The organism is uncultured Gimesia sp. (assembly GCF_937910335.1).
GTDB lineage: Bacteria > Planctomycetota > Planctomycetia > Planctomycetales > Planctomycetaceae > Gimesia.
The window spans coordinates 1-12261 of record NZ_CALEMX010000209.1; the positions used below are offsets into that span (position 1 = coordinate 1).

Consider the following 12261-nt stretch of genomic DNA (forward strand, 5'->3'; position numbering starts at 1 on the left):
CTGGACCAATGGTTCAACAAATCGAGTTTGCCCGGAATCGCCCATTTCGCGAACAGCATCAATCCGAGTGGAATTGAGTCTGTCACTTGTAAGTCGTACCATTTCCTGCATCCCTTCGACATCGCCTAAACGACTTAGAGCAGCTACGGTTTCAAAACGAATTCTCTGGTTAGAGTGTGTCATCAATGAGCGTAGGGAAGGCCCGGGGCTTTGGTCTGGCGCAGATTTCATGATGCCTTCAATGGCAATGGGGTTATGGCAATGCCCGATCGCATTGATGGCAGCGAGCTTTACAGATTCGTTTTTGTCTTGCAATAGCGGCAGTAACCATGTTGCATACTGAGGTGATCCGTGTGAGCCAAAATAGACACAGCCCAGGATTCGAATATCAGGCCATGTGTGATTAATTGCCAGGAGTGCGAGTTGTGCAGTTTCTTCATAGTTGTCTTTGGCAATTGCTGCCATGACGATACGCCAGACTAGTCGATCCTGCTCATGTGTCATCAGTTTTCGGAGACGCTTCACAATAATCGGACTTAATGAGACGTTTTGTGAATTATTTAAAAGCTGTTGAGCGGCTTTGCGCCGATCAGAGATGTGAGTACTTGTCAGCTCTTGCAAAGCCGCATAGCTGGGATCCAGTTTTGGAAGCAGATCAGAATAGATTTCACTCGGTATTTGGATGGATGTTTCCAGAATTAATTTCTCAAGCACTCTGAGTTCTTTTCCTGAAAGGTGCGAAAGTTCCTGATAAGCTTGATGATATGGCGTTGAGTTACGCGACTGGTTGATCACTTCGTGAAAGTAGGCCTGGATTTCTGCAACCCGACTCGTATTGACCTCATTTTCAGTTTGAATTCCCTGTTTCATCAGTTTATTCCATAATCCGCCCGGGATCTGTTCCGTACGTACTAATTCTCTGACAGCGTCAATGCGTTCTGCTTTCGGAGCTTCGATCGAGATTGAGCCTCCCGAGCCGGTGCGGTTGATTAACTGCATGATACTTTTTCGTCGTGTTTTATAAGTGCCTTCCTGAATTCCTTCCAGTAGTAACGGTACAGCGAGATCGTCGGGCCATTGGGAGACAGAATGGATTACTGTCAATTGAACTTCCGAACTTCGGTCATTGATTAATGATCGCAGCAGGAGCGCGGATTCGACTGAAACTGTCTGGCTTAATCCTTCAGCAACTGTACTTCGGACCGATGAAGAAGCATCGTCTTTGAGTAGTGCTAAATAGTGAACTCCCCAGGGTGTCAGTCCAATTGCGGCTGAAACGCGGGAACTTTCTTGCAGACGTTTTGACTGTGTTTGTAGTAGTTCTAAGGCTTGTTCCGTTCCTAAGATTCCCAGGTGTTCGATCGCTTTGTTTTGAACCAGAAGATCGGAGTCTCTCAATTGTGATGTGAGGATCGCTTCCGTTTCGGGATGACGAACCAATGCAGCCCAGAGTCCAAAATTCCAGCGCAGGACGGCATCGGAGTCCCAACGAACCTGCATTATGTTTGCTGGCCAAACCGAGGCTTCGTATTTTTGGGAGGGAATGAGTGACGGGTCCCGATCTGAGATTTGATTCTGTTCTCTATAAAACCCGAGTCCATGGATCAGACAGGCATCCATGGCTGCCCGCCGTAAAATTTTGGGAGGAAGCGTTTTACCATCGCTCACATTCAGAGATTGTTCCAATGAAGGAATCGCAACTGGTGGCATGAATCGAGCCAGTCCCCGATAGAGTTCCCCCCGTTGTTCAATTGATATGTCGGGGCGTTGCAATAATTTTGTGAGGCGGTTTTTTGTGGTGAGAGGCATTGCATCCGCGCGTGAAAGCACGAGGCAAATACCATTGATGGCAGCATGTTTCATCGCCGAAGAGACGAGAGTCATTTCAGGAGTAGTTTTTGGCGTTTCCTTTTTCCAACTTTGAAAAATCTCACGCGTGTTTGACTCAGGAATCGTGTCTGCGGCTAAGCGATCATATTCAAGTTGTTCAAAGACGATTTTTTCAAGGATCGGAATGGCATCCAGGGCATTTTCAGGATCAAGCGAAGCCCAGAGGATGGCAGCGTTCCACCCTGAGAGAGAATCCCATTTTGAGAGTTGTTTTAATGCAGCAATTTTTCCGAGAGGTTGTGTAGAACTGGCTTTCGATTTTGAATCCGGAAAACCGGTTCTTACTAAAAAATCCTGCAATGAATCAAAGGACCAGTTTTCGTGTGGGACGTTTGTTTTGTCGGAGAGCTGATTTGGTTCAGTTTGCGGATTTTGTAACGGTTTCTCTTTTTCGGTAGTAGCGTTTTCTAGTTCGCTCTTTGGAATCTCTGGTGAGGGTTCAGCTGTTTTTGTCACACTGGATTCTGCCAGCAATTGATTTTCTTTCAATGATCCGAATACCCAGCGATGTACATCAATCGAAGAGAGCACGCTCTGATTCTTGTGTTCCTGTAGTGTTTTCCATTCCTGGAAGGGAGCCCAGTTATGGTTGCGGACCCACAAATCCTGAGATAAATATACGTGGAGCCCTTCCAGTTCCTGTGGGAATTCTCTGGATACTTTTTCTTGCAGAGGGATCGTTACTTTAGCCTGCTGTACGTTCTGGAGCAGACTCTTCTGACAGCCGACAGGAACCGCGCAGCAAAGAACAAAACCGATCCATAACGTATTTCGTAAAAGACGCGGCAAGGGTTCGGGGGCTTCCGGTAAATCGATTCCGCGAGGAGAGGCAGAAATCATGAGATAAGCTGAAATGGGAAAAAGAAAGAATTGGCGTGTGAGAAAGAGAGAAGTGAGTGGCGAACTTTATCAAAATTACGATTGTGACAGAAGAGCATTCTGGCTTGAACAATTGAGTCGTTGGCAGCTTTGGTTTACCAGTTGCGTGTTTGTATCATCGCTTTCTGTCTTGTGTAGATTCTCTCAGTTACGAATCCATGTAGTGTACATGGGTTGCAAGAGTGGTTTTAGTACAATCAATAGCCTTGAAGTCTGATAATTAGTCTGTCATGCTCATGTCCTATTTTGCTCAAACCCTCAAAAGCTACATTTCAAATTCAGGGAGAACAAATCGGATGTTGCAAAAAATGGTATCTGGATTAGTGGTCCTGCTCGTTTTTGTTTGTTTTTCGACTGTTGAGTCAGCGGAAAAGACGTCATCCGGAAAACAGCGGGCTGGCAAACTCAATACCACGATTCCGGTCAAAATGGATTATCTGATCTCTCTGCCTGAGAACTATGAGCAACAGGAAAAGTGGCCTTTGCTGCTCTTTTTACATGGTGCAGGCGAAAGAGGCGATAATCTGGATCTGGTGACCATACATGGTCCGCCAATGCTGGTCAAAAACGGAAAACAATTTCCATTTATCATCGTCTCGCCACAATGTCCCAAGGATCAGCTCTGGCAGCCGGTGGAGCTCACCGCGTTATTGAATGAGATCGAGCAGAAGTATCGAGTCGATAAAGATCGCATTTATGTCTCGGGATTAAGTATGGGAGGTTTCGGAACCTGGTCGTTAGCGGCATATACTCCTTACCGATTTGCTGCGTTGGTTCCCATTTGTGGCGGCGGTGAAAAATTCTGGGTTAAGAAGATCAAGCATGTACCAATCTGGGTGTTTCACGGTGCAAAAGATACAGCTGTTCCATTAGAGAGATCGCAGGTACTGGTAGATGTGCTGAAAAAGGCAAAATCAGATGTCAAGTTTACGGTTTATCCCGAAGCAGGTCACAATTCATGGACCGAGACTTATGACAATCCGAAATTGTATGAATGGCTTTTGAAACAGAAACGGAAGCCGGAGTCTGAAGTAAAAGCGGCAGATAAAAAAGAGGAAGAAGCGCGAAAAGCAAAACGGGCTGCTGCTAAAAAGAAGAAGTAAGCAGGCGATGGTTGGGAATTACTGGACGAGACCTTTGGTTAATTCCATAAAAGCCGTTTCAAGATTGATTTCTTCTTCGCGGAAGAGAGAGAGCTGGAATCCTTCATTAATTAAAAGTGTGGGAATAAAGGTGTAGTCTTTGACCTCGTTTTGCAGAATTACGAGCATCACATTGTTTTGGATTTCAATATTCAAAACGAGATCGTGAGATTCAAGCAGGGCTGCGGCTTTTTCTGTATTCGCGTTGACTGCAACGTATAATAGAATCCGCTGTCTTGCTTTTTTCATGACTTCTTCAACGTTATCGTCGATGATCAAATTGCCTTTTTCAATCATCCCGACTCGCGTGCAGACATCTGCCAACTCGGGTAAAATATGACTTGAAACAATGACCGTTTTCTTTAATTCACCCAGACGTTTCAATAGATTTCGAATTTCGATTCGTGCGCGTGGGTCCAGGCCACTTGCCGGTTCATCCAGTAAAAGAACCTGAGGTTCATGCAGCAGGACGCGCGCCAGGCCAATACGTTGTGTTTGACCGCGAGAAAGTTGATTGACCATCGCATCTCGTTTGAAAGTCATATCAACCAGTTCCAGTTTTTCTTCGCAAATCTTGCGACGTTGAGGACCCTTGATTCGGTATGCAGATGCAAAAAATTCGAGGTATTCAAGAACCGTCATGTCATCGTAAACACCGAAAAAGTCGGGCATGAAACCGACGAGACGTCTGATTTCTTCAGGATGAGTATAGATCGATTTTCCGCAAACGTAAGCTTCTCCATAATCCGGGCTGAGAAGTGTCGCGATCATTCGCATGGTGGTTGTTTTACCGGAGCCGTTAGGACCAATAAAACCAAAGACATCGCCTTCACCCAGGCTCAGGTTGATGTTATTAACAGCGATCAGGTCGCCATAGCGTTTGGTTAAATTGCGTGTTTCAATCACTCGTTATCACTCCCGGAAGGTGTGTTCTGCTGCTCTTTTGGTTTTTTATCCTTATCTTCATCTTCCAACGAAGGTAATTCATTCAGTACTTCGGTTGCATTTTTGACAGGGATTACAATTCTGACAAAGGTGCTCTGGTTTTTTGGATCAAGTATTTGCTCATCTAGCTGGGTTTGACTGAGTGCTGTATCCATTCTGGCAAATAGAACGGCTCTGCCTAATCGCAATTGTTCAGTCAGATCCAATTGTTCCGATGAAAAATTAGAAAGGCCTGTGTAACCAAAACCACCTGACAATTTATGATAAGTCAGCATTTTCAGGATTTCATAGGTGTCTTTAGAGAATGGGTTGTAATCGGTTTGTTGTGTTATCACATTATCAGTCTTTTGCCCTTTGGCTTTAAATCGGCGAGAGACAGAACGTGTCAGGTACCCCTTGATGTTGCGTGATTCAATTGTGAAGCTATTGAAATTCAATGGCTGATGGGGAGAAAAGTATGAATCTTCAAGATGCTCCGGATTGACAACCGGCAGATAGATTCGGTTTCCGTAAGCCAGCACCCAATCTTTGAGAGGGCTGGAAAAATGATGCGTAAGATTGCCTGAAAGTTGGCTTAGATTATTACCGATCAGATTCGATGATACCAGATCCGCCTTTTTTTGAGTCCAATCTGCTCTGAGGCTTTTCGTACCCCATTTTAGAATGGGAAGGTTCTTGATCGATTGAGAATCATTGGAAAACTGGTAGCTGGGGCCAGTCAATGTTCCTTCAGCAGATCGATACATGCCGGCAAACGTGGTTTCTGGTAAACCATTCCAACAGATTTGCGTCTGAAAGTATTTCTGGGAATCCTTCAATACCGGTAGGATCGATTGAATTTCGACCTGGTAGCGGCGGGTATCAGGGCTATATAAGTTTAAATAGGAACGTCCGCGAAAATGGCCCTCGGAAGCATCGTAGTCGACAACATTGAGTTGTGTCGAATTTAATTGATCGCCATTCGCTGATCGAGCTGATGCGATTCCCCAGACGGCTGCCAGTAAGACCATCACCGGGAAGGTGACCCAAGTGAAATGCGGTTTTTTCAAGATGTGATGCACCAGGATAAAGTCCAGAACGCCAATCAGGAATAGATAGAGTAAAATCAGGCCCATGACCCACCAGTGAGAAGGTCTTCGTACTTCCGCAAAATTCTGTTGTGAATGAAAAATTTGGGTTTCCAGTTCAGAAATTCCAGTCTGAGAAAGCCGCTTTCCCAGGATGGCATTCACTTGATTCGTGGAACTGGTCTTCTTTGTTCTGTTTGCCAGTTTGGGACAGAGTTTTGTTAATCCATCCCAATTAACCAGGGGGTTGGCTTTGAGATCCAATGTAAGGAATGTAACTACCCCCAGACCAAAGGGAATTCGGACCAGTACCGGGCCATTCAGCGAAGATGCCAGTACCTCTCCTGTTTCAATTTCAATTCGGGAGGCATTGGCAACACCACGAATACGAGAACGAACCGCAGCGTATAGTTCCAGACTGCTCAAATCACGAACTTGAGTTTTGCCACGAATCTTGACGGGGACCCATTTGAAAAGCTCACTTTCCTGATATGCTTCTATGGCTGTTCCTACGCAGACAACAAGATGCCCACCGTTAACCACCCATTCTCGAATGGCCTGATTTTTTTCTACACCGACTGGATATTCTGCATTGATGATGATGGTGTCGAGAGAGTCATAACCTACAGAAGTCTCTGGCAAGAGTGACAGATCTGAGATTGCAGTAATAAACTGGTCGAGATCAAGATCATCTAGTGTTGGTGGGGAAGAGTGTGCTGGATCAAAACCAGGGATCTCACCGATCGTGGCCCAGAGATTGGCTGACTGTTTTAATCCCACTCCAGTGAATTGATTTCGAGTTGATTGCGGGGAATAGAGCGTTTCGTAAAGGATTGACTCGGTTTGTGCGTCACGTAGTCTGATTTTTAACGGACAATCGAGAAGGCCCGCTTTAAAGACTGAGTAGAGTTGATAAGTTCCCTGTTGAGAGAATCGATAGACTTTTGAAGGTGTTTCAGTGGGATTGCCATCAGGCGAAAGGGCAACGACCGATAGTTGCAGCTCAATCGGGGACCGTGTTGACAGCTCTACTGAAATCGGAACCCAGCGACCTACTTTATAGAGCCCATCGAAGCCGACGTGAATATGTTTGACTTCAACAGAATTCGAAACCGCTTCTGCTGCTAAGGAAAACTGATTGGCGTTGAGTACCATCAGTGCCAATGCGCAGATTGTTTTGAGTTGGAACGAAAGAGATGGTTTCATGGATTATTTTCTGATCCCGTCGATACAAACGTTTCGTCAGGAATCAGTTTCAGTTCTGACAGTGTGTATTTATCTCGAATATAGATGAAACGGAATAATAAGTATAAATAGAGATATCACTTTGTATTATGGCTTGATCCGAGCCCGGGCTCAATACATTGCCAGTACAAATCAGTGGTTTCTATAGATTAACACGTTCTTAATTCATGGTGAACTCGTCAAATTCTGGAGAAGCGCACCGAACTTTGCTAATGCGATTTCCGGTATCGTATGCGGTCCCATGAACTCAGAAAAGTCGACCTCAAATTGATGCTGCTCTAATAGTTCTTTTAACCAGATCGCCCCATCGTAGGGGAGAATGGGATCTTGTCGTCCATGGCTTTGCAGAACGGGAAACTTTTCGGATTTTTCTGCAAGCGATTTCCATCTTTGTTCACAGAGCAGAGTTCCTGACCAGATGATGAGCGCTGCCGGCGGTTCTGGGAGATTGAGAGCGACCTCAGTGGAGATCATCGATCCCTGTGAAAAGCCCGCCATCACAAATTGCGAAAGGGGTAACCCAGATTCTTTTTGCAGTTCGTCGATAAATTCTCTTAGTTGTTGCGCCGCCTCCAACAGCCCATCGGGAGTTGTATTTCGTTGATCACGGATTCTTCCTGATTCAATCGCGGCGTTCAATTCTGCTACATCCAGCATCCACCAGGCACGTCCGCCCGGAATTCCCATTTCAATTAATGAAAGTGGGGCTGCAGGGAAAACAAAGCGAACCCGATCCGCTAAGTCCGGATTGCTTCTCAGGATCTCAGGTCCCAAAGGGACCAGGTCATCACCTGGGGCGCCAAATCCATGACAGACAATCACTATAATGTTTGGTGTTTGATCGTTTTGTAATTCATCATAAATCTGGCAACTGAGGGGGCCAATGGTTTTGGTCGTGAGAGTCATGAATTCCTGAATCTTCTGAAGTGTTAGTGGTGTCTGAGTTTAGAACATCATTAAGTCATAACCGCTTATTGTGTCCAGGAAGGAATGATATGGCAATCAAAGTGCCTGTGATACGAAGCAAGTTTACATGTTCTTCGAAATCAAATTGATACGATTGTCGTCGAAATCGCATCAAATCTCTCTAGTAAGGGTATTTCATCTGAGAGGAATGAGAATTGATATTCGGCATTAAGTTGATTGATATAAGTCATTTACCGGGAACCTGCGCGGGACCTTCAATTTCAGGAACGCGTTTTGCCTTAGTTGTGTTGCATTCCAACAGGTGTGGAATGGAAAGACAGGAAATCAAAAGTGATTTCAACTGGTCCACAAGTAAGGGAGAATCATGATGTTTCAGCGAAACAGCTATCGGGGAATTTTTGTTACGGTCTTATTCTCAGTCATCGCACAGGATGGCTTGCTGTTTGCACAGGCGGGAGGACTGGACTCTACAGTCGGGAAGCTCAATCGTGATTCCTTTCTATTGTGTCGTGAAATTCGAAAGAATTTAAGTGGGATACGGGGTCAGAGAACTCTGTTTTCCAAAGCGTACGATATTCATGAAATGGCTGATAAAATGCATCGCATGGTAATGCTCAATGCTCCTGTCAGAGGTATGGATCAGGCATTATCGGATTTAAGTCTCCTGGTTGATGATTTGAATTTTTCGATCAAAGCCATGAAGTTGCCCGTTTTTCGTGATCCCGTCAATAGACCCACTGGCCCGAATGGATATGTTTTCTATGGTGGGAATGGTTATCCACAACCCTGTTTTCAATGTAACGGTTTTCCTTATCGAATGATTCCAGAGCGGAATATGCGTGATGTCAGTCGATTGCTTTCTGAAATACAAACTTCAATTGTTCAGTTACAGGCACACTATTCACCTCACCTGCATCAGACGCCGCGCCAAAGATTATTTCCTGCGCCAGGTACCATTCCGCAATCTGATAGTTTTTTAAAGACGCAACCTTCGCGTCTACGCGAACTGTTCCAGGAAGAAAACGATTCCCAGTGGAAGCCATCACGGAAGTCTGCTCCTCTCTTGCCACCGGTCTTGCCACCGGTACCACCACGAGATCAAGCAAAACCTTTCCAAAGCGGGCCTCAATTACTCCCGCCACTGCCACCGAATGGTTGATCTGATCATGATACTCCTTCAATGCTTGAATTCTTCAGGAAGATGCATCACTATATATTTTTGTCAGAGTAAACAAAAAAGTGTATGACTGATTTTCGAGAGGGATTTCATTGATGGAATTTGATGCTGAGGAAGTGACGGCTTACTTACATCAGCATATTCCTGTGACAGAAGCGATGTCGATTAAAGCGTCATCCGAGTCGAGCGACGTACTCCGTCTCTGTGCCAGATTAGCCCCCAATTTAAACCATCAGGAAACCGCCTTTGGGGGAAGTATTGCCAGTATTGGTATTCTGGCTGGTTGGACTCTCATTCATCTTCGCTTACAACACGATGAACATCGTTACAAAATCGTCATTCAGAAAAGTGAGATGGAGTTTCTGCTTCCGATTGAAGATGATTTTGAAGCTGAGTGCCCCTATCCGGAGGAAAGTGTCTGGATGCCTTTTCATGCAGGTCTGGAACGGAAAGGCCGTGCAAGGATTGATCTGCAATCGTCAGTAACCGTCAACAATCAGGTGGCAGCCATCATCAGAGGAACCTTTGTGGCGAAGAAACTGGAATCTTTCTGAGGGGAATTAATCGGTGCCTTCGGGGTTGTTTTGCTGATGCGGTTCTGTCTGCTTTACGTTTAAAACGCTTTCTGAAAGTGATTTGTTGGCGGTATAGAGGTGAATATCTCTTTGGGGAAATGCAATTTCAAATCCGGCTTCAGCAAATTGCTCATGGATTGCGGTGTTCAATTCGTGAATGACGGCTAATCGGTTTTCCAGATTTGGCAGATAGGCCCGCAAGGTTAAGTTCAATGTACTATCGCCGAATGATTCAAAAGTGATGCTGGGGGAGGGATCTAAAAGAATCAAAGGATGGTTTGTCAAAATTTTGAGTGCCAGCTCCGATGCTTTATTCGTATCTGTGCCATACGCAATTCCGACGGTAATCATAATTCGGTTTACCGAGTCGGTCAAAGTCCAGTTTAGTAATTTGCCTGTAATAAATTCCCGGTTTGGAACGATGTATTCTTTACGGTCCCAGTTGGTGATGGTGGTGGCGCGCATACGGATTCGGGAGACCACGCCCGTTACTTCATCGACTGTGATGATATCGCCGACTCGGATTGGACGTTCGATGAGCAGGATCAAGCCTGAAACAAAATTGGCAAAAATTTCCTGTAACCCAAAAGCGAGTCCAAATGTCAAAGCTGTTGCCAGCCATTGTAACTTCGTCCAGCCCAGACCAATTGTGTTAAATACGATAAAAATGCCAAGTAGAGCAATGAAATAGCGCCCCAGGCTGGTGATGGCATATTTAACGGAAGTCTCTAACGGGAGTCTTTGCAGAATCAGGAACTCTAGTAGACCGGGAATGTTTTTTGTGGCGATGATCGCGAAAATCGCAAAAATGATAGCCAGGCCCAGGTCAAAGTATGTGACAGGTTCCAGTTTGTCGACCAATTGCGGTGAGCTTTTCCCGTCTGGTCCTTCTTTAAGTTCTATTGTTTGAATTGATGTCGACCAGAGACTGTATTCAAACGAATCCAGTCGATTAAATGCGGGAAGTGTGTCTTCCCAGATTCCAAAGAGCCCCAATAGCAGAATGATGCTGACCATCGCGTTGACCAATTTTTTGATCTGCATCGAGATTTTTGTGAGATCAGCGGGGCTCTCTTCTTCAGTCGAAATGCCTGCGACACTCGTTTCAGAGCCGGAATCTTGCGCATTAGTTCGGTTGGCGTGCAATCGATTTAGATTTTGCTCATGGCTTAGTTGTCGATGATGAATCAGAATCCAACGTAAGAGAAGCCCTCGGAAAATAATGACGACCAGGAACAACCAGAGCGACATGAAAAACAAGTGAAACAGGGTCAACGCTGTAAAGTAATAACCGATGAGTGTGATCAGAATCAGCAGACAGGGGACGAACAATGATAAAAAATAGATACAAGATTTAATGCGGTCATACCAGACTTCTTGATTGTAATTAAGGATTGACTGAAAGAGCCCGGATTTGGGGCGGAAAACACGGCGAGCAAAAATCGTGTAAACGACCAGCAATGCCACAAAAAACAGGCGTTCTAAGAAATCCTGGTTACGTTCCACTTCTTTTCCGTGCATGAGCAGAGTTAAAAAAAGTAGCGGAAGGGAAAAGGCAATCACCCAGCGAATATTTCTGCGCACATAGTAAACTGTTTGCTTATACCACCCGAAGTGAGATTCGCCGAGACCTAAAGGCCTACATATTTGTCGAATCAATTCCCAGAAAAATAATAACCAACCTACTTGACGTAAACTTAGTTCAACAGTTTTTACAAACAGTGGAGCATTTGAGTTGTTACCGATTCTCCAGGCAAAAAACCAGATCAAGCCTGGCCAGACAACGGCAATGAAAAGTGTGAGAAATGCAACGCGGGCAGTTACGGTAAATTGACGGTAGTTTGTTCTGGTGATTTGTTTATTAATCAGTCGTAGTTGTTGTCTCACGTTATAAGCTAGATAGACGAGACTCAGAAAACAGCAGAATGCTGTAAAGTAAATGACGGGGTTCTGAATGAGGTCTTGCTTAAGTGTGGAAAGTAAAGCTTTCCAGTGAGTCGAAGCAAATAGCCAGCGGAGTGAAGACGGGAGCTGTTTGAATTCTGTGAAAGAAAGAGGTGCAGAGCTTTTGATCCAGAAGACTCGTTCCTGAATGTAGTCAGAGTAAGCGCGCGTCTGCTTTACAAGATCCCTTTCAGAAATATCCAGATTGAGTAATTTATCAAAGTAGCTTTGCTTACTGAGCATCAAAGTGTCTAAATATTCTTTTTGTTTCGTAAGTGCTTCTTCGACAATGATATTTAGATTGATTTCTTCTTCAGTTGTCAGAGACCGTTTTGTGTTTTTCAGGATTTCAGTGACTTGGTCTTCCACTGTTGGGAAACTTGCCCATTTCTCATCCAACTCAAACCGTGTCAAATGAACATCGTCGATCAGTTTGCTGAGACGATGAATGTTTTCTTGATGAGATTTTA

The 12261-nt window shown here is 44.9% G+C and carries 8 protein-coding genes; 3 read left to right on the forward strand and 5 right to left on the reverse strand.

Features of this window, described 5'->3' with window-relative positions:
- The coding region (locus tag Q0668_RS08100; protein ID WP_298862560.1) for a HEAT repeat domain-containing protein at positions 1-2730 on the reverse strand (2730 nt) is incomplete at its 3' end.
- A gap of 335 nt (positions 2731-3065) precedes the next feature.
- Between Q0668_RS08100 and Q0668_RS08105 the strand changes: the two genes are divergently transcribed.
- On the forward strand, positions 3066-3872 hold the full coding sequence (locus Q0668_RS08105; RefSeq protein ID WP_298862563.1) for a prolyl oligopeptidase family serine peptidase: 807 nt from the start codon (positions 3066-3068) through the stop codon (positions 3870-3872).
- Between the two features lie 18 nt (positions 3873-3890).
- Here Q0668_RS08105 and Q0668_RS08110 read toward each other — a convergent pair whose 3' ends face one another.
- The 3 genes from Q0668_RS08110 to Q0668_RS08120 form a co-directional block, all read right to left on the reverse strand.
- The gene (locus tag Q0668_RS08110) at positions 3891-4817 is read right to left on the reverse strand and encodes an ABC transporter ATP-binding protein (RefSeq protein WP_298862566.1); all 927 of its coding nucleotides are present in this window, start codon (positions 4815-4817) and stop codon (positions 3891-3893) included.
- Positions 4814-7129, reverse strand: coding sequence for a hypothetical protein (locus tag Q0668_RS08115; protein WP_298862568.1), 2316 nt, complete (start codon positions 7127-7129; stop codon positions 4814-4816). Before Q0668_RS08115 ends, Q0668_RS08110 begins: the two co-directional genes overlap by 4 nt.
- 204 nt (positions 7130-7333) lie before the next feature.
- Positions 7334-8074 (reverse strand): hypothetical protein, encoded by a 741-nt coding sequence (locus Q0668_RS08120; protein ID WP_298862571.1) that lies wholly within the window; start codon positions 8072-8074, stop codon positions 7334-7336.
- Positions 8075-8459: 385 nt separating this feature from the next.
- Here Q0668_RS08120 and Q0668_RS08125 point away from each other — a divergent pair, with 385 nt between their 5' ends.
- Positions 8460-9254 (forward strand): hypothetical protein, encoded by a 795-nt coding sequence (locus tag Q0668_RS08125; RefSeq protein WP_298862574.1) that lies wholly within the window; start codon positions 8460-8462, stop codon positions 9252-9254.
- 113 nt (positions 9255-9367) lie between these two features.
- On the forward strand, positions 9368-9826 hold the full coding sequence (locus Q0668_RS08130; RefSeq protein ID WP_298862577.1) for a YiiD C-terminal domain-containing protein: 459 nt from the start codon (positions 9368-9370) through the stop codon (positions 9824-9826).
- 6 nt (positions 9827-9832) lie between these two features.
- Here Q0668_RS08130 and Q0668_RS08135 read toward each other — a convergent pair.
- Positions 9833-12261: mechanosensitive ion channel domain-containing protein (locus tag Q0668_RS08135; protein ID WP_298862580.1), on the reverse strand; the 2429-nt coding region annotated here is incomplete at its 5' end.